This is a genomic window from Streptomyces sp. NPDC003393 (genome assembly GCF_053589015.1).
This window is the reverse complement of sequence record NZ_JBSFRB010000004.1, coordinates 1-21,877: the sequence shown is the minus strand read 5'-3', so window position 1 is coordinate 21,877 and position 21,877 is coordinate 1. Positions and strand designations below refer to the sequence as shown.

15 protein-coding genes are annotated in these 21,877 nt (G+C 72.7%); 8 read left to right on the top strand and 7 right to left on the bottom strand.

The genetic code is table 11. The annotated features are described in order from the left end of the window. The first annotated feature begins 289 nt into the window (after positions 1-289). From ACWDUZ_RS05535 to ACWDUZ_RS05525, 3 genes are all read left to right on the top strand, one after another. The gene (locus tag ACWDUZ_RS05535; RefSeq protein WP_451630491.1) at positions 290-1,156 is read left to right on the top strand and encodes a helix-turn-helix domain-containing protein; all 867 of its coding nucleotides are present in this window, start codon (positions 290-292) and stop codon (positions 1,154-1,156) included. Positions 1,157-1,386: 230 nt separating this feature from the next. Next, a complete protein-coding gene (locus ACWDUZ_RS05530; RefSeq protein WP_451630490.1) occupies positions 1,387-1,578 on the top strand; it encodes a DUF397 domain-containing protein in 192 nt (63 codons plus the stop codon). A gap of 475 nt (positions 1,579-2,053) precedes the next feature. Continuing rightward, a complete protein-coding gene (locus ACWDUZ_RS05525) occupies positions 2,054-3,637 on the top strand; it encodes a sodium:solute symporter family protein (protein ID WP_451630489.1) in 1,584 nt (527 codons plus the stop codon). A 5-nt stretch (positions 3,638-3,642) separates the two neighbouring features. Here the strand turns inward: ACWDUZ_RS05525 and ACWDUZ_RS05520 are convergent, their stop codons facing one another. From ACWDUZ_RS05520 to ACWDUZ_RS05505, 4 genes are all read right to left on the bottom strand, one after another. Then, positions 3,643-4,788 (bottom strand): ADP-ribosylglycohydrolase family protein, encoded by a 1,146-nt coding sequence (locus ACWDUZ_RS05520; protein WP_451630488.1) that lies wholly within the window; start codon positions 4,786-4,788, stop codon positions 3,643-3,645. 109 nt (positions 4,789-4,897) lie between these two features. Further along, positions 4,898-8,191, bottom strand: a complete 3,294-nt coding sequence (locus ACWDUZ_RS05515) for a tetratricopeptide repeat protein (RefSeq protein ID WP_451630487.1) — start codon at positions 8,189-8,191, stop codon at positions 4,898-4,900. A 115-nt stretch (positions 8,192-8,306) separates the two neighbouring features. Continuing rightward, complete coding sequence (locus tag ACWDUZ_RS05510; protein WP_451630486.1) at positions 8,307-8,879, bottom strand: hypothetical protein; 573 nt, start codon at positions 8,877-8,879, stop codon at positions 8,307-8,309. 92 nt (positions 8,880-8,971) lie between these two features. Beyond that, positions 8,972-11,557: a bifunctional FO biosynthesis protein CofGH gene (locus ACWDUZ_RS05505; RefSeq protein WP_451630485.1), complete on the bottom strand. Its 2,586-nt coding sequence runs from the start codon at positions 11,555-11,557 to the stop codon at positions 8,972-8,974. Positions 11,558-11,623: 66 nt separating this feature from the next. Between ACWDUZ_RS05505 and ACWDUZ_RS05500 the strand changes: the two genes are divergently transcribed. The 4 genes from ACWDUZ_RS05500 to ACWDUZ_RS05485 all read left to right on the top strand — a co-directional run bounded on the left by ACWDUZ_RS05500 (position 11,624) and on the right by ACWDUZ_RS05485 (position 16,809). Next, positions 11,624-13,171: a CehA/McbA family metallohydrolase gene (locus tag ACWDUZ_RS05500; RefSeq protein WP_451630484.1), complete on the top strand. Its 1,548-nt coding sequence runs from the start codon at positions 11,624-11,626 to the stop codon at positions 13,169-13,171. A gap of 91 nt (positions 13,172-13,262) precedes the next feature. Then, positions 13,263-16,205 carry a BTAD domain-containing putative transcriptional regulator gene (locus tag ACWDUZ_RS05495; RefSeq protein ID WP_451630483.1) on the top strand — a complete coding sequence of 981 codons (2,943 nt, stop codon included), beginning with the start codon at positions 13,263-13,265 and terminating at the stop codon, positions 16,203-16,205. 203 nt (positions 16,206-16,408) lie between these two features. Continuing rightward, positions 16,409-16,576 carry a hypothetical protein gene (locus tag ACWDUZ_RS05490; RefSeq protein ID WP_451630711.1) on the top strand — a complete coding sequence of 56 codons (168 nt, stop codon included), beginning with the start codon at positions 16,409-16,411 and terminating at the stop codon, positions 16,574-16,576. Beyond that, positions 16,573-16,809 (top strand): DUF397 domain-containing protein, encoded by a 237-nt coding sequence (locus tag ACWDUZ_RS05485; protein ID WP_451630697.1) that lies wholly within the window; start codon positions 16,573-16,575, stop codon positions 16,807-16,809. The genes ACWDUZ_RS05490 and ACWDUZ_RS05485 overlap by 4 nt, the downstream gene beginning before the upstream one ends. 21 nt (positions 16,810-16,830) lie before the next feature. Here the strand turns inward: ACWDUZ_RS05485 and ACWDUZ_RS05480 are convergent, their stop codons facing one another. The 3 genes from ACWDUZ_RS05480 to ACWDUZ_RS05470 all read right to left on the bottom strand — a co-directional run bounded on the left by ACWDUZ_RS05480 (position 16,831) and on the right by ACWDUZ_RS05470 (position 21,024). Further along, entirely contained in the window at positions 16,831-17,472 is a 642-nt protein-coding gene (locus tag ACWDUZ_RS05480; protein WP_451630482.1) for a hypothetical protein, read from the bottom strand. A 202-nt stretch (positions 17,473-17,674) separates the two neighbouring features. Next, the gene (locus ACWDUZ_RS05475) at positions 17,675-20,062 is read right to left on the bottom strand and encodes an outer membrane protein assembly factor BamB family protein (protein ID WP_451630481.1); all 2,388 of its coding nucleotides are present in this window, start codon (positions 20,060-20,062) and stop codon (positions 17,675-17,677) included. Between the two features lie 233 nt (positions 20,063-20,295). Next, a complete protein-coding gene (locus tag ACWDUZ_RS05470; protein ID WP_451630480.1) occupies positions 20,296-21,024 on the bottom strand; it encodes a VOC family protein in 729 nt (242 codons plus the stop codon). A gap of 135 nt (positions 21,025-21,159) precedes the next feature. On the opposite strand from ACWDUZ_RS05470, the gene ACWDUZ_RS05465 reads away from it, so the two are divergent. After that, positions 21,160-21,795: a TetR family transcriptional regulator gene (locus ACWDUZ_RS05465; RefSeq protein WP_451630696.1), complete on the top strand. Its 636-nt coding sequence runs from the start codon at positions 21,160-21,162 to the stop codon at positions 21,793-21,795. Positions 21,796-21,877: the final 82 nt, after the last annotated feature.

The following is a 21,877-nucleotide window of genomic DNA, read 5'->3' as shown; positions in this document are numbered from 1 at the left end:
AACGCCGCACCGCACGTCCCCAGACCCGGTTCGGGAGCCGCTGGTCCGAGCGGGGCGTCGAGAGCGTACGGCCTCGACGCCCCGCTCGACCGCTCGACCGGCCCGCTCATGGACCCGCTCCACGGGCCCGCCCGACCGCTCACCGGGCGCCCGCCGAGCGCACCGGAGTCCGAACCGGCCCGCGGCCGCCGCATATCCGGCGTTTCCCAGCGGTAGAAAGCACCTTGGTGGCAGTCTGCTCAGCAGCAGATACGCAAAGTAGAGGCATGCAGCCGGAGGTGCACGTCCCGTGGCGTCCAATGTCAATCCCACCGTCAGGCGGCGCCGGCTGGGCCAGGAGCTGCGCAGGCTCCGCGAGCTCAAGGGCATGACGGCCGAGGAGGTGGCGGAGCGACTGCTGGTGTCGCAGTCGAAGATCAGCCGTCTGGAGAACGGCCGGCGCAGCATCAGTCAGCGCGACGTCCGCGACCTGTGCGGGGTCTACGAGGTGGAGGACCACCGGATCGTGGACTCGCTGATGCAGATGGCCAAGGACTCGCGTCAGCAGGGCTGGTGGCACTCGTTCGGCGACATCCCCTACAGCGTCTACATCGGCCTGGAGACGGACGCGGCGAGCCTGCGGGTGTACGACCCCCAGGTCGTCCCCGGCCTGCTCCAGACGCGTCAGTACGCGGAGGCCCTGATCGCCGGGGCGCTTCCGGAGACGGCGCCCGCCGACATCGACAAACGGGTCCAGGTCCGGATGCGTCGGCAGGAACGAATCTCCGCCACGGAGAACCCGCTGCGCCTGTGGACGGTCCTCGACGAGGCCACCCTGCGCCGGGTGGTCGGCAACCGCTCGCTGATGCGGGAGCAGTTGGAGCACCTGGTCGAGCAGTCGCAGCTGCCGCACGTGACCGTGCAGGTCATCCCCTTCGACATGGGCGCGCACCCGGGCCTCAACGGCCAGTACGCCATCCTGGAGTTCCCCGACGCGGCCGACTCCAGCGTGGTCTACATCGAGGGCGTCACGAGCGACCTGTATCTGGAGAAGGCGAACGACGTCCAGAAGTACAGCGTCATGTACGAGCACCTGCGGGCGCAGGCCCTGAACGTGGAGCAGTCGCGGCAGTTCATCGCCGACATCGCGAAGGACTACGCGGAGTACGTGGGTTGAGGGCACACGCTGAGAGGCGGGCACCGTACACCCTCACTGCCCGTGCAGGGAAGACCCGCTGAAATATGCCATCCGGTCGAGTGAACGGCCGCGTCGGCCGCGGAGTGTGGCGGGTAGCGTCGATCACGCCATCGAGCAACACCGTTGGCGCAAACCGCGCTGTGGGTTCCTGCCGAACGCGTCGTGCGGTGACAGCAACTCAACCACTCCACAGGCAATCCGGAGCAGAAATGGCAATTCGTCAGGGCGCCACGGAGACGTGGACCAAGTCCTCGTACTCCACGGGCAACGGCGCATGCGTCGAGGTCAAGTCACCGATGGTCGCGGCCATGGCGGTCCGGGACTCCAAGGTCCCCGAGGGCCCGGTACTCGGCTTCCCGGCCGACGCGTGGAACTCCTTCGTGGCATCGATCAAGGCGTGACCGGGAGGATCTCCCCGATCCTCCCTCCGGCGCCGCGACCGGCAGACCGACAACCGAATCAGCACGGCCGGCGCTCCAGACACACCGGGCGCCTCGCCCGGGGCCCCCTCGACCAGTTCGCCGTCCTTGCCGAGGGGGCTCTGCGCGTTTTCGCGCAGCCCTCGGCTCCCCCTCGCGCCTGACATCCCCTCCCGCGTGACCTCCCCTCCCGCGTGACCTCGCCTCCGGCCCGTCCTCCCCTCCCACCCGGTTTCCGCTTCACGCCCCGCCATCCACCCCATCGGTTCATGTAGATGAACCAAGGTCAACAGTCAGAACCTTTTTACTCGCTCTTGACCTTACCCTTCCTTGTCGTGCCCGCGTAAACCCACCCACGATGAGCGGGCACTTCGCGGCCTTCCTCGCCCCTACCCCGTTCAGGCGAAGTGCCAACCAGCTGAGCGGAGTTCACAAGGCGGACCCTGGAAGGGGGCACATGAACGGTCTCGACTGGGCCGTGCTCATCGGCTACTTCGGCGTGATGGTCGCGATCGGCCTCTGGTCGCACAAGCGGGTGGGCGACGTCAGCGACTTCTTCACCGCGGGCGGCAAGATGCCCTGGTGGCTGTCCGGCATCTCGCACCACATGTCCGGCTACAGCGCGGTGATGTTCACCGGCTACGCCGGCATCGCCTACACCTACGGGGTCACCTCCTTCGTCACCTGGTCGTTCCCGATCGCGCTGGGCGTCGCCATCGGCTCGAAACTGTTCGCGCCGCGGATCAACCGGCTGCGCTCGCGGCTGCATGTGGCCTCGCCGCTGGAGTACCTGAAGAACCGCTACAACCTCTCCACCCAGCAGGCGCTCGCCTGGTCCGGCATGCTGTTGAAGATCGTGGACGTGGGCGCCAAGTGGGCCGCGATCGCGACCCTGCTGTCCGTGTTCACCGGGGTGAGCCTCAACCAGGGCATCGTCATCACCGGCGCGATCACCGCCGTGTACTGCACCATCGGCGGCCTGTGGGCGGACGCGCTGACCGAACTCGGCCAGTTCGTCATCCAGTTGCTGGCCGGCCTGTCGATGTTCGTGGCGGTGGTCCTGAAGCTGAACGACAAGGGCATCGGCCTCTTCGGCGCCTGGGACGAGCCGGCCCTGCACGGCCACGGAAAGCCCCTGGTCGGCCCCTACGGCACCGTCTTCCTGCTGGCGTTCCTGTTCATCAAGCTCTTCGAGTACAACGGCGGCATGCTCAACCAGGCCCAGCGGTACATGGCGACGGGCAGCGCCCACCAGGCCGAACGCTCGGCCCGGCTGTCCGCGGTCCTGTGGCTGGTCTGGCCGGTCGTCCTCTTCTTCCCCATGTGGGTGTCCCCGCTGCTGGTGCACGCGCAGAAGCCGGACGGCTCCGACTCCTACGCCCTGATGACCGAGCAGCTCCTTCCGCACGGCCTGCTGGGCCTGGTCATCGTGGGCTTCTTCTCGCACACGATGGCCATGTGCTCCTCCGACGCCAACGCCATCGCGGCCGTCTTCACCCGGGACGTGGCCCCGGTGCTGTCGCGGCGGGCGCGGGCCTGGGGGGAACGCAGCGGCCTGGTCGCCGCCCGGGTGACGACCGTGGTCTTCCTCGGTCTGTCGATGGCGGTCGCCACCCAGGTCGACTCGCCCACCTTCAAGGACATCATCACGGTCGTCATCAAGTGGGTCGCGGGCCTGATGGGTCCGATCGCCATCCCGATGATGCTCGGCCTGCTCCGCCCGTTCCGCCGCTCCGGCCCGACGGCCGCGCTGACCAGTTGGGCCGCCGGACTGCTGGCCTTCTGGCTGGTGAACTACCCGATCAACTGGAGCGTCGACGGCGGCGTACCGCTCCAGTACCAGGTGTCGGTGCCGCTCGCGGTGTCCCTGGTCCTCTACATCGTCATCGGCTACATCAGGCCGGAGGACACCCCCGAACGGCTCGCGATCATCGAGCGGGTCAACACCGACGGGGACGGCGACGGCACCTCGGCGGGCGCGGTGGCCGTCCCGGCGCAGGCCGGCGCGGGTGACGACGTGGTGGGCACCCAGCCGTCGTAGGACCCTCAGGCCCCGTGCCGCCCGAGGACTTCCGAGGCCCCGCGCGGATACCTGGCCAGCCAGCCCGGAGCCGACCCCGCGGGCCCGTGCAGCGCGGGCCCCTGGGTCATCTCCATCGCGAAGTCGTCCGCGAGGACCAGCAGGGTGGGACGGCCCTCCAGCTCGGCCAGCCAGGCCGGCGGGAGGGCCGTCTCGCCGTGCAGGGCACCGAGCAGCCCGCCGGTGAGGGCGCCCGCGGCGCCCGAGGGACCGCTCTGGTTCACCGCGAGGCACAACCCGTGCCGCACGTCCTCGCCGACGAGCGCGCAGTACACCGCGACGGCCAGCAGCCCCTCCGCCGTACCCGCCCCCGCCAGCTCCTCGACCCGGGCCGGCGTGGGCATGCCCTGCCGCACCGCGCCCAGCGCGCCCTGGAGGGCGGCCGACACCGGCTCGTGCCCGGGCCGTACGGCGAGCAGCGCCAGCGCCTTCTGCACGGCGCCGTCGAGCCCGTCACCGCGGGCGAGCGCATGCACGATCACGGCGTACGCCCCCGCCGTGAGACAGGCGGTGGGATGTCCGTGGGTCTGTGCGGCGCACTCCACGGCCAGCTGCACCACCAGCTGCGGCTCCCACCCGACGAGCAGTCCGAAGGGCGCGGACCGGGCGGCCGCCTCGGGCCCGGCCTCCTCCGGATTCCTGGGGACGTCCAAGGTGCCCATGGTGTCGTCCCCCAGCCCGACCAGCAGCGCCCGCGCCGGGTCCCTCCGGGCGTACAGCCACTCCTCGCGGGCCAGCCATCCGTCGTCCTTGCGGCGCTCGTCGGGCCCCCAGTCCCACTGGGTCGCCGCCCACCGCAGATAGGCCCGGTGCAGGTCGGTCGGCGGATGCCAGGCACCGGTGTCGCGCCGCACCTGCGCCCGGATCAGTCCGTCGACGGAGAAGAGCGTGAGCTGGGTGACGTGCGTGACAGCACCGCGCCGCCCGTGCGCGGGCACCAGGTCCACGACCCCCTCGGGGCCGTGCGCCTCCCGGATCGCCTCGAGGCCCAGCCCGTCCACCGGGGACCCGAGCGTGTCGCCCAGGGCCACCCCGAGCAGCGTGCCCCGCACCCGGCTCCGGAAGTCCTGCTGCTCGCCGCGCCCCCAGACGGCACCGGACGTCGCGGTCACCCCGACCTCCCTCACGGAACCGTGCGTACGTACGACGCTCGGCACTGTAGTCGAACGGCAAGGGGCCGTTCGAGTGACGGAGGCCGCATCCGGCCGGGGCCCTCGCCGGTCATCTCGCGTAACGGGCCCGCACGGCGTCACGGGCCGCAGCGACCGCCGCCAGGCGGGGGGCGATGCGGTGGCGCTCGGCGTCGGGGCCGTGCAGCAGGTCCCGGAGGGCGTGGCCGAGCTCCGTGAGGTCGGTCCACGCCGGGCCGTCGGCCAGCACCTCGGTCAGGGCCCGGTCGGCCTGTGCCCAGTCGCCCAGCCCCCAGCCCGCCAGGCACCGGCCCATGGTCCGCTGCCCGAGGTCCAGCCCGGAGTCCGGCAGCGACCGCGACAGCTCCCGCCACAGGGGCGCGGCGGCCCGCACACCGTCGAACCTGCTGACCGTCAGGGCCAGCTGATACGTACCGGCCAGCGGGTACGCCGACGCGCGCAGCCGTTCCGCGTGCCGCCGGGCCGCCGCCGGCCGGCCGGTGTTCCGGTACGCCTCCGCCCACAGGTGGTCCAGGGGGTCGTCGTCCGGGGACGCCGACCGGCCGGCCTCGGTCAGCCGGGTCAGCGCCTCCGTCCACCGGTCGCAGTGGATCAGCAACTCGGTCGCGGCCTCCCGCGCCCACGCCACCTCCGACTCCAGTACGACACACCGCTCCAGGTCGGCCATGGCCTGTTCGGTCCGTCCGGTCGCCAGGCAGGCGCGGGCACGCTGCGCGTACGCCCACCCGAGGTCCGGGGCGAGGACCAGCGCCCGGTCCAGGAGCCGGATTGCCTCGGCGTGGTCGGACCGCGCGAGGCGGGTCGCGCCGAGACCGGCGAGCGCGCGGGCGTCCCCCGGCTCGTCCGCCAGCAGTCTCCGGTAGAGCGCTTCGGCCTCGTCGTGCCGGTCCGCCGCCCAGTACAGGTCGGCCAGTTCGCGCCCGATCCAGTCGGCCTCGGGATCCGCGTCGACCGCGCGCCGCAGATCCTCGAACATGCCCTCCCAGTCGCCCAGCCGACGCCGCGCCCGGGCCCGCATCGCCAGCGCCCACGAATAGCCGGGGGCCAGCTCCACGGCGCGGGTGAGGTCGGCCAGCGCGGCCTCGGTCCGGTCGAGTTCCAGGAGGGCGGCGCCCCTGCTCGCCAGCGCGGACTCGTGGCCGGGGTCGAGCGCCAGGGCGCGGCCGAGTTCGGTGACGGCCTCCTCGTCCCGGTCGGCGAGCCGGTAGGCGTCCCCGCGTTCGGAGGCGACCCAGGCCGAGTCGGGTGCGAGGCCGGCCGCCCGGTCCAGGTCGGCGAACGCCTCGTCCCATTCCTCCCGGGCCCGGCGCAGCCGAGCCCTCCTCACCAGCGCCCACAGGTAGTCCTCGTCGAGGCTCAGCGCCTGGTCGAAGTCGGCGAGCGCGGCGTCGTACTGCCCGAGGGCGTGCCTGCACGCCGCCCGGGAGGCCAGCGAGTACGCGTCGGTCGGGTCGAGGGCGCAGGCCCGGTCGCAGGCGTGGAGCGCCTCCTCGAACCGGCCCAGGAGGCGCAGCGCCTCCCCTCGCTCGGCGATGATCCACGCCGTGTCGGGAGCCAGCTCGTCGGCGCGGTCGAAGGCGGCCAGCGCTCCCGGGAAGTCGGCCAGCAGCACCAGGGTGGCGCCCCTGCCGTAGTGGGCCAGGACGAGTTCCGCATCCAGCTCGACCGCCCGGTCGTACTCGGCCAGTGCCCGCCGGTGCTCACCGTCGTAGCGCAGTTCCCTGCCCCGCACCGCGTGGGCCACGGCCCGCCCGCGAGCGCCCAGACCGGGCCGCGCCAGCAGCAGGTCCATGGCACTGAGCAGCCCGGACGTCTCGTCGGACAGGGCCTCCCCCAGGCGGCGTCCCCACTCCTCCAGGACGGGACTGTCCGTGACGTCCCCCGCGTCCTGGAGCATCCGCGCCCATCGGCCGCCGAGCACACGGTCCTCGCGGCAGGCCAGGACCAGGTTCCGCAGCGCCTCACCGAGTGCCGTGAGCCGTCGGGCGCACAGCAGGTGGTACGTCTCCTCCAGGCGCAGCTCGCGCCAGTTCTCCTGTTCCCACCGCTCGTCGGGCCGCAGATCCCGCCCCGCCTGGGCACGCCAGCCGGCGAAGACCTCCGCCAGCCGTTCGTGCCGTTCCGCCCAGCCGCGCGGGGAGAGCCGCCGCTGCAACCGCAGCATCGGTGCGCGGACGAGGTCGTGGTAGCGCAGTCCGTCGCCCCGCTCGCTGACGAACGGCATGCCGCGCAACCATGCGAAGAGGGGTGCGGCCTCCTCCCCGGAGCAGTCCACGGCCGCCCGGAAGACGTCCGCGTCCAGCCGCCGGGGCAGCGCACCGGCGAGAGCCGCCGCCCGCCGTACGGGGTCCTGTTCCCACTTCAGGAAGCGTTCCACGGCCGTCGCGCTCGGGTCGCCCACGTCCTCGCGGCCGGTGGGACGGGCCTCGGCGAGCGTGGAGACGAGGACCGGCAGTCCTCCGGTGAGGCGGATCACCTCCTCGACGACCGGTTCCGCCACGACGCCCTTGCCGGCGAGGAGACCTCGCGCCTCGGCGTCCGTGAACGGCCCGAGGGGCACCTCCTGGACGAAGTCGGCGAAGCCGCTCCAGCGGGCGGGGTCCAGGCGGTGCTGACCGGCGGTGACCACGACGACGTTCGCGGGCAGCGACCCGGCGTACCGGTCCGTCGCCATCATGTCGTGCAGCCATCCGTCCAGGAACGGGGCCGTCACCTCGTACGTGTCCAGGACCAGGACGACCCACGGGACCTGGGCGGCGATGTCCGTGAGCTCGTCCAGCAGCACGGGGGTGAGGCTCTGCTCGGGTGACAGAACGAGCTGCACGTCGTCCTGGCTCCGAAAGCGCGCGCTCAGGCCGGCCCTCAACCGGTCCGCTCCCTGGGCGAGCTGGGCGGCGTCGACCGCCCCGACGAAGGGGCCGGCGCCGGGCAGCAGTCCGATGCCCGCCAGGCCCAGCCGTACCGCCGTCGTGCTCGCCGCGGACGGGCCCTCGGCCTGCGGTGCCGGCCCGGCCACCGCGGCCTCGGCCTCGTGCCGGCGTTCCCGGTGGGCGGCCAGCAGCCGTTCCAGTTCCTTGCACCGAAAGCCGCGGGCGGCGAACTGGCGGCCGATCGCCGCCATCGTCTCCGGCACACCGCCGACGCTCTCGTCCACGTACGCCGTCAGGGCCCCGCGCTCCCGGGCGATCTGCTCCAACTCCCTGACCAGGAAGGTCTTCCCTACCCCGGCGTCGCCGTGCACATGGAACAGGAACCGGTGACGCTCGTCCTCGGGCGGAAGGTCGAAGTTGTCCCGGAAGGCCGCCCGCTCGGTGTTCCGTCCCACGAACCCGGTGCGTCTGCGCTGCCGGATCAGCTCCTGCATGGACCGCCGCGCCTGCGCCATCCCCGTACGCCCCTCCCGTAGCCCGGCTCCGCCGTTCCCCGGTCATTGTGGCGCAGCGCCGCGTGGTGGGCGGGCCGGTGAGGGTGACGCGCCGCTACCGGACGACCACGACCCTCGTGCCCTTGGACGCGAACGCCCACAGCGCGGCCCCGTCGGCCTTGGTCGTGCGGATGCCGCCCGTCTTGGCGCCGGAGGCGGGGGGCGGGGGCGAGGAGCCGTCCACGGCGTTGCTGAAGGCGATGAAGACGCCCGACTTGCCCGCGAAGTACGTGATGTGCTCGATGCGCACCCCGTCGGAGCCGGTGGTGGCGGCCACCCGCTTCGAGATCGCGTAGGCGCCGGGGTCCGGGCTGACCGTGCCCGGCCAGACCGCGAAGGTGCGGGCCGGCTTGTCGCTCGCGTCGACCAGCCACGCCCGCTTCCGCCCCAGCGAGTACACGATGCGGCGGCCCGTTCCGGAGGCGGCGGGAACCGCCGGGGGCGCGGTGTGCTTGGGGGGAGCGGCGGCCGGGGGGTGCGCGCCCGCCGAGGCCGAGGCGCGCGGGTGCGCGGCCGTGGCCAGCGGGTGCGGGCCCTGGTCGGCCTGTACCGCCAGCGCCGCGACCACGGCGACCGCTCCCGCGGTCAGGCCGCCGACCCAGGCCCACGAGGGTATTCGGGCAGGCATGGGCACGCATCTCCTCGGCTACTCGGCTACTCGCCCCCGCAACAGCCGGATCATCGTACTGTGGGCGGCCTCCCCCATCGGTGCGGCGCCGTTCAGTCCAGCACCGGAAGCAGTTCCGGCAGGTGGCCGTCGGAGGCCGCCGCCGCGCGCTGCCGCTCCTCGGGGACCTCACCGTACGTGGTCGTCCGCGGCTTCGCGGGCCGGCCGGCCGCCGCGGCCACCGCCACCAGGTCCTTGACCGACTTGTACGAGCCGTAGGAGGAGCCCGCCATGCGGGAGATCGTCTCCTCCATCAGCGTGCCGCCCAGGTCGTTCGCGCCGGAGCGGAGCATCTCCGCCGCACCCTCCGTGCCCAGTTTCACCCAGCTCGTCTGGATGTTCGGGATGTGCGGGTGCAGCAGCAGCCGGGCCATCGCCGTCACCGCCCGGTTGTCCCGCGTGCTGGGGCCGGGACGGGCGATGCCCGCCAGGTAGACCGGGGCGTTGGTGTGGATGAACGGCAGGGTCACGAACTCGGTGAAGCCGCCCGTCTCCTGCTGCATCCGGGACAGGGTCCGCAGGTGTCCGAGCCAGTGACGGGGCTGGTCGACGTGGCCGTACATCATCGTCGAGGAGGACCTGATGCCCAGGTCGTGCGCGGTCGTCACCACCTCGATCCAGGTGGCCGTCGGCAGCTTGCCCTTGGTCAGCACCCAGCGGACCTCGTCGTCGAGGATCTCCGCCGCCGTGCCGGGGATGGTGTCCAGGCCCGCGGCCTTCGCCTCCGTCAGCCACTCGCGGATCGACATGCCGGTGCGGGTCGCGCCGTTCACCACCTCCATCGGCGAGAACGCGTGCACATGCATCCCGGGGACGCGCTCCTTCACCGCCCTGGCGATGTCGAAGTACGCCGTGCCGGGCAGGTCCGGGTGGATGCCGCCCTGCATGCAGACCTCCACGGCGCCCACGTCCCAGGCCTGCTGCGCCCGGTCCGCGACCTGCTCCAGGGACAGGGTGTACGCGTCGGCGTCCGTCCGGCGCTGCGCGAAGGCGCAGAAACGGCAGCCGGTGTAGCAGACGTTGGTGAAGTTGATGTTGCGCGTGACGATGTACGTCACGTCGTCGCCCACCGCCGACTTCCGTACGTCGTCCGCGACCCGGCACAGGGCGTCCAGCGCCGGGCCGTCCGCGTGCAGCAGCGCCAGCGCCTCGGCGTCGGTCAGCCGCGTCGGGTCGTCGGCCGCGGTGCGCAGCGCCTGCCGTACGTCCGTGTCGATGCGCTCCGGCACCATGCCGGGGGCCGCCTCCTCGCGCAGGGCGTCCCAGTTCCCGTAGACCTCGTCGAAGTCGTCCCGGCGGTCGGCGGTGCGGCCCAGGGTGTCGATGGTGCGGTGCAGGTCGGTGCGGCCGCTCGCGGTGAAGGCCTCGTCCGGTTCCTGCCAGGGGCGGCCCTCGACGGTCGCGTCCTCGCGGGCCAGGCCCGTCTCCGGGTCCGCCAGGGCGCTCACGTGCGGGCGCAGCCTCGGGTCGAGCCAGGGTTCGCCGCGCGTGACGAACTCGGGGTAGACGCAGAGACGTTCACGCAGGGTGAACCCCGCGGCGGCCGAGCGCTCGCGCAGGAGGTCGATCTGCGGCCAGGGGCGCTCCGGGTTGACGTGGTCGATGGTGAGCGGCGAGACACCGCCCCAGTCGTCGATGCCGGCGCCGATGAGGCGCTCGTACTCCGCGTCCACCAGGTTGGGCGGGGCCTGGAGGCAGGCGCTCGGGCCCATGATGTGCCGGGCGACGGCGACCGTGGCGACGAGGTCGTCCAGTTCCGCGTCCGGCATGCCGCGCATCGCGGTGTCCGGCTTGGCGCGGAAGTTCTGGATGATCAGTTCCTGGATGCCGTGGTGGGCGCGGGCGACCTTGCGGAGGGCGAAGAGGGACTCCGCGCGCTCCTCGTGCGTCTCGCCGATGCCGATCAGGATCCCGGAGGTGAACGGCACGGACGAGCGGCCGGCGTCCTGGAGCACCCGCAGCCGTACGGCGGGTTCCTTGTCCGGGGAGCCGTGGTGAGGGCCGCCGGGCTCGGACCACAGGCGGGTCGCGGTCGTCTCCAGCATCATGCCCATGCTCGGCGCGACGGGCTTGAGCCGCTGGAAGTCCGTCCAGGTCATGACGCCGGGGTTGAGGTGGGGCAGGAGCCCCGTCTCCTCCAGGATGCGGATGGAGACCGCGCGGACGTAGGCGATGGTGTCGTCGTAGCCGTGCGCGTCGAGCCACTCGCGCGCCTCGGGCCAGCGGTCCTCCGGCTTGTCGCCGAGGGTGATCAGCGCTTCCTTGCAGCCGAGTTCGGCGCCCCGGCGGGCGATGTCCAGCACCTCGTCGGGGGACATGAACATCCCGTGCCCGGCGCGGCGCAGCTTGCCGGGCACGGTGGCGAAGGTGCAGTAGTGGCACTTGTCCCGGCACAGCCGGGTCAGCGGGACGAAGACGCTCTTGGAGTAGGTGATGACGCCGGGACGCCCGGCGGCCTCGAGCCCCGCGTCCCGCACCCGGGCGGCGGAGGCGGCCAGGTCGTCGAGGTGCTCACCGCGGGCCTGCAGCAGCACGGCCGCCTCGGACACGTCGAGGGCGACGCCGTCCCGGGCCCGCCTGAGGGCGCGACGCAGCGAGTTCTCGGTGGGTCCGGTTCCGGGGGGCGCGGAAGTCGTCATCCTCCGAGCATACGATCGTGGTGATCGACGGCCCGGTGTCCGCCGCCCGGCGGACGCGCTCCGCTCATGACGGGTGCCGTCGGGGCGCCTACGTTGGACAGCGTGACCTTCGCGAGTGGCGCCCCGGCCGCGGACGGCGAGCGGCGGACCCGGACGATCCGCGGCACGCTGCCGGCCGGCTCACCGGACTATGTGTACGTTCCCGTCGAAGTGCCGCCCGGTGTCCGGGAGATCCGGGTCACCTACGCCTACGACAGGCCGTCCGTCCCGGCCGGCACCCCCGGCAACGCCCTGGACATCGGCATCTTCGACGCGCGCGGCACGGGGCTCGGCGGCCGTGGCTTCCGCGGCTGGTCGGGCGGGGCGCGTGCGGAGTTCTTCGTCCGCGCGGACGACGCCACCCCCGGCTACCTGCCCGGGCCGCTCACCGCGGGCACCTGGCACATCGCGCTCGGCCCCTACACGGTGGCGCCGCAGGGCCTGTCGTACGAGATCACCGTCACGCTCACCCACGGCGAGCCCGGCCGGACCCCCCGCCCGGTGTACCCGCCCGCCCGGGCCGGGGGCCGGGGCCGGGCCTGGTACCGGGGCGACTGCCACCTCCACTCCTGCCACTCCGACGGCCGCCGCACCCCCGCCGAGATCGCGGCGCAGGCACGGGCCGCCGGGCTGGACTTCATCAACACGTCCGACCACAACACGACCTCCTCCCATCCGCACTGGGCCGGCCAGGCGGGCGACGACCTGCTGATCCTGCTCGGCGAGGAGGTGACGACACGGAACGGCCACGTACTGGCCCTCGGCACGGACCCCGGCACGTTCGTGGACTGGCGCTACCGGGCCCGCGAGAACCGCTTCGGCCGTTTCGCCCAGGACATCCGCCGGGCCGGTGGCCTGGTCGTCCCCGCCCATCCGCACGCCGACTGCGTCGGCTGCGCGTGGAAGTCCGGTTTCGGCGAGGCGGACGCGGTGGAGGTGTGGAACGGCCCGTTCACCCCCGACGACGAGATGGCGCTGGCGGCGTGGGACGCGATGCTGGTGGCGTCCGCGGGGAACAGCGGGCGGTGGCTTCCGGCGATGGGCAACAGCGACGCCCACCGGCCTCCGGACGCCGTGGGCACCCCCCAGACGGTCGTCCTGGCCGACGACCTGACCCGGGAGGCGATCCAGGAGGGCATCCGCGCGGGCCGCTCGTACGTCGCCGAGTCCCGGCACGTGTCGCTCACCTTCACCGTGAGCGGCGGCCGGGGCGAGCCCGCGGGCATCGGGGAGCGGCTGCGGCTGCCCGAGGACGCCCCGGTGACGGTCCGCCTGGAGGCCTCGGGTGTCCCGCGCTGCACGGCCCGTCTGGTGACCGACCAGGGCGTGCTGCTGACCAGCGACCCGTTCCCGGTCTCCGGCTCCGGGGCGGTCGAGTGGCGGACCACACCGGCGCACGCGGCGTACGTCCGGGCGGAGTTGCGGCACGAGACCGCGGCGGGGCCGCTGCCGGGCGTGATGGCGGCCTTCACGAACCCGGTCTTCCTGGGGCCGGAGCCGCATCGGGAGCGGCGACAGGCGGGAACGCGGGAGGTGTTGTGTGCACCGTGTGATGCCGCGCCCGTCGACCTGTGATCGCCGTCTCCCACAGCTGACGCATCTGCCATGAACAAGGCAAACTGGCCTCTTGGTTGTGGAAGGTTCGTCAGGGGGCCAGGGGGCAACGATGGACGGTGTACCGCGAGTGCCTGAACAGCGGGGTCCCGGGGAATCGGCGACGCTGCGGTTCGGCGTACTCGGGCCGGTGCGCGCCTGGCGCGGAGTGGAACCGCTGGCCACCGGATCGCCCCAGCAGCGCGCGCTGCTCGCGGCGCTGCTGCTGCGCGAGGGACGTACGGCCACGGCGTCGGAGCTGATCGACGCGCTGTGGGGCGAGGAACCGCCCTCGCAGGCGCTGGCGGCGCTGCGGACGTACGCTTCCCGGCTGCGCAAGGTGCTGGACCCCGGGGTCCTGGCCAGCGAGTCGGGCGGCTACGCGATACGGGGCCTGCCCGAGGGCGCCCTGGACGTGGCGGTGGCGCAGGAGTTGGCCGCGGAGGCGGACAAGGCCCGCGCGACGGGTGATCTGCGCCATGCGCGGGCGACGCTCGAACGCGCGCTGGCCCTGTGGGACGGCGAGACACTGGCGGGAGTGCCGGGCCCGTACGCCGAGACACAGCGCACCCGCCTGGAGGAGTGGCGTCTGCAACTCCTCGAATCCCGCCTGGACATGGACCTGGAGCAGGGCTGCCACGCGGAGGCGGTCTCCGAACTCACGGCCCTGACCGCGACCCACCCGCTCCGCGAGCGCCTGCGAGAGTTGCTGATGCTCGCGCTCTACCGCAGCGGCCGGCAGGCGGAGGCGCTGGCGGTGTACGCCGACACGCGCCGGCTGCTGGCCGACGAACTGGGCGTGGATCCGCGCCCCGAACTGCGCGAACTCCAGCAGCGGATCCTCCGGGCCGACCCGGCGCTGGCCGAACCCTCCGCGCCGGCCCCGCGGCCGTCCGCCACACCGGTACGGCCCGCTCAACTCCCCGCCACCGTCCCCGACTTCACAGGCCGATCCGCTTTCGTCGTCGAGCTGAGCGACATCCTGGCCTCGGCGGAGGGCCGCGTGATGGCGGTCTCCGCGCTGGCCGGCATCGGCGGAGTGGGGAAGACGACCCTGGCGGTGCACGTGGCGCACCAGGCGCGGAGCGCCTTCCCGGACGGCCAGTTGTACGTCGATCTCCAGGGCGCCGGGGCGCGCGCGGCCGAACCGGAGACGGTCCTGGGCTCCTTCCTGCGCGCCCTGGGCACGGCGGACTCGGCGATCCCGGACTCCCTGGAGGAACGGGCGGCCCTGTACCGCTCGGTCCTGGACGGCCGCAGGGTCCTCGTCCTGCTGGACAACGCGCGGGACGCCGCCCAGGTCAGACCCCTGCTGCCGGGCACGGCGGGCTGCGCCGCCCTGATCACCTCCCGCGTCCGCATGGTCGACCTCGCGGGCGCCCACCTGATCGACCTGGACGTGATGAGCCCGGAGGAGGCCCTGTCGCTCTTCACCAAGATCGTCGGCGAGGAGCGGGTGGCGTCGGAACGGAAGGCGGCCCTGGACGTGGTGGCGGCCTGCGGCTTCCTCCCCCTCGCGATCCGCATCGCGGCGTCCCGCCTGGCCTCGAGGAGGACCTGGACGGTCTCGGTCCTGGCGGCGAAGCTGGCCGACGAGCGCCGTCGCCTGGACGAACTCCAGGCGGGCGACCTGGCGGTCAAGGCCACCTTCGAACTGGGCTACGGCCAGCTGGAACCGGCCCAGGCCCGCGCCTTCCGCCTGCTGGGCCTGGCGGACGGCCCGGACATCTCCCTGGCGGCGGCAGCGGCGGTCCTGGACCTGCCCGTGGAGGAGACCGAGGACCTGCTGGAGTCCCTGGTGGACACGTCCCTGCTGGAGTCCGCGGCGCCCGGGCGGTACCGGTTCCACGACCTGGTCCGCCTCTACGCGCGTGCGTGCGCGGAGCGCGACGAACACCCGCCGAGCGAGCGGGAGGCCGCGATGTCGCGGTTGCTGGACTTTTACCTGGCCACGGCGGCACGGGTGTACGCGATGGAGCGGCCGGGGGACCGGGTCGTGGACCACCTGCAGCCGACCGAGTACCCGGGGCTCGCGTTCGACGACCGGCACACGGCCCAGGACTGGCTGTACGCGGAGGCGGTTTCCCTGCTCGCGTGCGTGCGCCAGTTCGCGGGACCGGCCACCCTGCTGCGCGCCATCGACCTCCTGTGGGTCGCCGTCGACCTGACCGAGTCCGGCGCGAACTCACGCGAGTACGATGCCGCCGCCCTCGCCCTGCTCGACGCGGCACGGGCGTGCGGGGACCGGCACGCGGAGGTACGGGCCGCGGTGGTCCTGGCCAACGCCCACCAGCTGTCGGGGCGTTTCACGGAAGCGGACGACGCGGCCCGCCAGGCCCTGGAGCTGGGAGAAGCGCCGGACCACCCGCTGGCCCGTTGCTGGGCCGAGAACTGCCGGGGCGCCATGGCCTTCTACCAGCGGCGGTACGAGGACGCCGAGAAGCATTTCAAACAGGCGCTCACCGACTTCCGGGACTGCGGTGACCGGGCCGGCGAAGCCAGCGTCCTGTGCAACCTGTCCCGCATCCATGTGGTGACCGGGCGCCCCACGACCGCCGTGGAACTGGCCCAGCAGGGTGTCGACATGTACGAGGCCCTGGGCCACACCGTGAAGAGCGCGAACGGGCGATACGCCCTCGGCATGGCGCTCACCCAGAACGGATTGCACGCCGAGGCGACGGAGCGGCTGCAGGAGGCGCTCCAGGTCTTTCGGGAAAGCCGCCAGCGGCTGTGGGAGGGCATGACGCTGTTCCGGCTCGCGGAACTCGACGTCGAGACCCAACGGCACGCCCAGGCATCGGCCAACGCCGAGACCGCGCTGACCGTGCTGCGCGGGATCGGTGGTGAGTGGCGCCGCGGGAACGTCCTCACCGTTCTGGGCCGGGCCCTGGACGGGACCGGGCAGTCCGGGCGGGCCCAGGTCTGCTGGCAGGACGCCCTCTCCATCTACGAGGCGCTCGGCTCTCCCGAGGCGGAGACGGTCCGCGCGCTGCTGGTACCGGCCGCCGCCCTGTGAGCCCGCCGCGACGTTCATCGTTCGTTTATCGCCGGGCGTCATTCTCTTGTCGTGGAGCCGTCGTGTCGGGGGGCAGACGGATCGCCGGTGAGGGCGCCCCGCCAACGATCTAGTGTGGGGCGACCAGTTGTTCGCCCGGCCGTCCATCGGGGGAACGGCCGGGCGAACCACACTTCAGTTCAGCGCCCAGGAAGGAAAGCACCTTGAGCGACGCCAAGAAGGACGAGTCGGTCGTAGAGCCGGACAACATCCACATCACCGACACCAAGGACGACGGCACCGTCACGCCGGACAACATCCACATCACCGACACCAAGGACGACGGCACGGTCACGCCGGACAACATCCACATCACGTCCGAGCCCGCCTGACCACAGGCCGACGGGGGAATCCGGCCGCGACGGCGCCGAGGGGGAGCCGTCGCGGCCGATCGGCGTGGTACGGCCCGGCGAAGGGCAGCTACAGCAATGCCCGCGGCGGAGACTGCGTCGATGTCGCCCCCGGCATCGTCCCCGTCCTCGGCTCCGAGCGAGCCGAGGACGGCCCGGTCCTCCTCTTCGCGACGGCCACCTGGGCCGCCTTCCTCCCCGCGGTCAAGCACTGACAGACAGGCGGACCCGGTTGTTCAGGAGCCGAGTTGAGCTTCCTCGTCCGCCTCGCAGTGGTCGACCGCGGGGAGGAAGTTCGTGCCGAGCGGTACCCGCGTGGTCGCCTTGCCCTTGGCCGGTACGGAGACTTCGGAGGACGTGTCGCTCACCAGGAAGGCGCCGTCGGCGTCGTAGAAGGTGACCCAGGCCAGGAACGTGGCGGTGCGGTTGTTCGGGTTGGTGATCTCGACCGTCGCGTACGGCCTCTTCTCGGTCGCGCAGCTGATCAGCTTCACGGTCCCCGATTTCAGCGCGGTGCCACTGCTCCCGCCGGAGGGCGTGGAGGTGGGGCGGTGGGTCCGGCGGCGGTCGTAGGAGCCGCCGCTCGTGCCGCCGCTCGTGCTGCTGCCGTAAGTGTCGTCGTAGGAGTCGCCGGACGGGTCGCCATAGGAGTCGCCGGACGAGTCGCCATAGGGGTCGTCGTACGAGTCGTCGTAGGACGATCCGCCGCCCGATGTCGTCGACGACGAGCTGTCGTGGTCCTGGTGGGAGCTGCTGCAACCGCCGCCCCCGCCGCCGCTGTGGTGGCTGTGGCCGTGGCCCCGGGAGAAGCCCGTGAGTGCCAGCACCACGATCGCCAGTACCGCCGTGAACCTGAGTCTGCGCCCCCGTACCTGCATGCGATCACCATATCGGCGCACCGGATCTTCCGTCGGCCCTCGCATGGCGGGTGGATGCCACAGACGGTAGCGTCCTGTGCGTGGACGGTGACGAGGCAAGCCGTTCACCTGGACCGACGGCCGCCGTCCGAGCCCCTTCCGTGAACCCGTGCGACGGCCGTCACCCCACATCCACACGGAAGTTCCACATTCCGCAGCGGGCTCAGGCCGTGCGCGCCGTGCCCGTCCCCTTCTCCGCGTCGAGGGCGTACACGCACCGGTCCTTGCTGCACGCGTAGACGACGCCGTCCCGGACCACCGGGGAGCCGGTGATCTCGCCGCCGGTCGCCAGCTTCCAGCGCAGGCGGCCGTCGTCGGCCTTGAGGGTGTAGAGGAGGTGGTCGGTGGAGCCGAAGTGGATACGGCCGTCGGCGACCGCCGGGGAGCCGACGATCTCGCCGCCGGCCTGGAAGCGCCACTTGGGCGTCCCGGTCACCGCGTCCAGGGTGTAGAGGCCCTTGCCGCTGCCGACGTGCACATGGCCGGCCGCGACCAGAACCGGTTCGACGGAGGCGCGGGACTCGGTGGCGATGCGCCAGCGGTCGCGGCCGTCGGTGGCGTCGAGGGCGTAGACCGTGCCGAGGTAGTCGGCCAGGTAGACCCCGCCGCCGGTCACGGCGGGGCCCGGGGCGAAGGCCGGGGGGCAGAGGAAGACCGCGGGGGCCTCGAAGTGCCAGCGGACGTGGCCGCCGGCCACGTCGATGGCCAGGACCCGGGTGCCGGCCGAGACGTAGACGTAGCCGTCCGGGGCGGGGGTGACGCGCACCGGCACCCCGCCGCAGGAGGCCGCGTCGCCGATGGGGTAGGACCAGCGCTCCTCGCCGGTGCGGGCCTCCAGGGCGCGCAGGCGGGCGTCCTGCCAGACGTAGACCGTGCCGTCGTGGACGGCGGGGCCGGCCTCGGCCGACTCGAAGTCGGTCTGGCAGCCGGTGATCTCCCACAGCTTCTGGCCGCCGGCGGCCTCATAGGCCTGGACGCCGCCGCCGCGGGTCCCGGTGACGACGGTGCCCCGGTCGGCCCGCAGCGAGTACACCCAGGCGTCCGTCTGGAGGCGCCAGAGGTCCGTGCCCTCGCGGGCGTCCAGAGCGAAGAGGGTGGGGCCGTCGGAGGCGTGGATACGGCCGTCCGCCACGGCCATCGACCAGGCGACGTCACGGGTCTTGAAGCTGCGGCGGCCGGTGGCCACGTCCAGGGCGTGCACCTCGAAGGAGGTGACGTAGACGAGGTCGCCGGCGACGGCCGGGGTGCCCCAGACGTCGTTGGACATGCGGAAGCGCCAGGGGCGCCAGCCGGTCGCGGCCTCCGAAGGCGCGGACGGTGACGGCGAGACCGGCGATACGGCGGGGTCGGCGCCGTTGACGCCGTGGTGGGCGCCGTGCTGCCTGGTCCAGGAGGCCGCCAGGGCCGCTTCCGGCGGGGATGCCTTGACGGCCGCGGCGGCGCGGACGTCGGCGACGCGCGGACCGGGCCCGATGGGCACCTGCGCGCCGGCCAGCCGCACGGGACCGGAGTCGGGCGCGCCGACCGGGGCGGGCACGGCCGGCAGGGGCGGCACATGGGGCGACGGGACGACCGGGTCGTGCGAGGGCGGAGGCGGCGGCGCCTGGGGCCGGACGGTGCCGCGCGGGCCGGCCGCGGTGGGCTGCGGTGCCGGGCGGCCGCCGCGCCGGGACTCGATGAGCCCGACCGCCCGCTCGGGCAGCCAGGCCGAGGCGGTGCCGCTGTCGTCGGTGCCGGAGCCGAACAGGTGGGGGGCGAGCTGGGCCTGGAGGTCGGCCGGGGTGGGGCGGGCCGTGGCCTCCATCTGCATGCACGACTCGATGAGCGGACGCAGCTCGTCCGGGAGTCCTTCCAGGTCGGGGCCCTCGCGCAACAGCATGAAGACCGTCTCGACGGGGTTGGCGCCGTGGAAGGGGGCGTGGCCGGTGGCGGCGAAGACGAGCGTGGAGCCGAGCGAGAAGACGTCGCTGGCGCCGGTGACGCTGCGGGAGTCCTTGGCCTGCTCGGGAGACATGTACGCGGGCGTGCCGACGGCGACGTTCGTCATGGTCAGCCGCGTGTTCGAGACGCCGGACGCGATACCGAAGTCGATCACGCGGGGCCCGTCCTCGACCACGAGCACGTTGGACGGCTTCAGGTCGCGGTGGACGAGCCCGGCGCCGTGGATGGACTGAAGCGCCTCGGCCACACCCGCCGCCAGCCAGCGCACGGCCTGCACCGGGAGCGGCCCGCACTCGGTCACTATCTCCTCGAGGGAGGGCGCCGGGACGTAGGCGGTGGCCAGCCAGGGCACGGCGGCGCGCGGGTCGGCGTCGACGACCGCGGCCGTGTAGAAGCCGGAGACCGCCCGCGCGGCCTCGACCTCGCGGGTGAAGCGCACCCGGAACAACTGGTCCTCGGCCAGCTCGGTACGGACCGTCTTGATCGCCACCCGCCGGCCGGACGCCGAGCGCGCGAGATAGACCAGCCCCATGCCGCCGGCCCCCAGCCGTCCCAGCACCTCGAACGGCCCGATCCGCCGCGGATCGTGCTGCGTCAGCTGATCCACCACTTGCCTGCCACCTCCCCGTACGAGCCGCGCCACCTCCGTGTGCACGCGGCCCCCGTGCAGCGTCTCACCACCGCACCGCCGCGGCGGCACGCACCCCGATTCTTCCTGGCCGGGGCGCTGGTTGCGAACCCGGCGACAAAACGGGATGTCTCGCCGCAAACCATTCAAAACTCAACCACACACCGACTGCCTCCCGCCGCCGAGACGCCGGTTACCGCCCGGTATGCCACCGCTCACCTCTCCAGTACGGCCAAGGACGCCCCCTGATTGTCGGCCACCACGGCCACGGTCCCGTAGGACGTCTCGAAGGGTGACACCTGCGTCCGGCCGCCCAGCCGCGCGACCGCGTCCAGGGCGGCACCGAGACCGGCGACCCGGAAGTGGACGAGGAAGTGGGGCGGCATCTCGGCGGGGAAGACCTCCCCGACCGCCGCGCGGCCGAAGTCCGGGCGGGCGTCCGCGCCGAACAGGGCCTCGTGGAAGAGGCCGCCGTAGAAGGTGTCGGCGGCCTCGGTGTCGCGGGTGTACAGCTGGACCCAGTCGAACGCGCCCGGCTGGTGCCGCCTGCCGAAGCCCTGTCGCCGGCCGGGCTGCCACAGGCCGAACACGGCGCCCTCCGGGTCGGCGGCCAGAGTGGTCGTGCCCGCCCGGCCGACCCTCCAGGGGCCGCCGACCACCTGGCCGCCCGCCACCCGGATACGTTCGCCCAGCGCCCCGGCGTCCGGGGTGAAGAAGTACACCGTCCAGACCGTGGGCATCCGGCCGTCCGTCTTCGGCGTGAGCGCCGCGACCGGCTCCCCGCCCACCCGGGCCGGGACGGAGTCGCCGTACGTCTCCCCCACCCCGAAGGTCCACCCGAAGAGCTCACCGTAGAACCGCTTTCCCGCCTCCACGTCGGGCAGCTGCGCGTCCGCCCAGCACGGGACGCCCTCTGCGTATCCGGATGCCCTGTTTTCGGCCATGTCCTCAACGTAACGGGATCGCTCGCACCCCGCAGACCAGGCACACCAGCCCCTCCGCACCCCCCGCACCCCATTTGCAGTCGGCCGAATCGCGCTCCCATCACCCCTCGGTAAGCTGACGACATGACAGGACAAGTGCGTACCGTCGACGGCCGTGTGGCCGGGCGCCGCGGGCAGGCGACCCGGCAGAAGCTGCTCGACTGCCTCAGTGAGATGCTCAGCTCATCCCCGTACCGGGACGTCAAAGTGATCGACGTCGCCCGGAAGGCGGGCACTTCGCCCGCCACCTTCTACCAGTACTTCCCGGACGTCGAGGGCGCCGTCCTGGAGATCGCCGATCAAATGGCCAGTGAGAGCGCCGCCTTGACGGAGGTGCTCCAGGGCCGTTCCTGGGTCGGAAAGGCCGGCTGGCAGACGGCACAGGAACTGGTGGAGGAGTTCCTGGACTTCTGGCGCCGCAACGACGCGATCCTGCGCGTCGTCGACCTCGGGGCGGCCGAGGGCGACAAGCGTTTCTACAAGCTCCGTATGAAGATCCTGAACTCGGTGAACAATTCTCTTGCGGATTCGATTGCCGAACTCCAGTCCAAAGGCAAGGTCGACAAGGACGTGAACCCGGCCGCGATCGCCGGCTCGCTCGTCGCGATGCTCGCGGCGGTCGCCTCCCATCAGAAGGGCTTCACCTCCTGGGGCGTGAAGCAGGCCGAACTGAAGCCGAATCTTGCGCTGTTGGTCCACCTGGGCGTCACCGGGAAGAAGCCGACGAGATAGCCACACCTCGGCCCGGACTCCCACGAGGACACGTCCAGGCCCCCAAGTCCTGTCAGGCGGGCGGCGGTCCACTCCGGTGGAC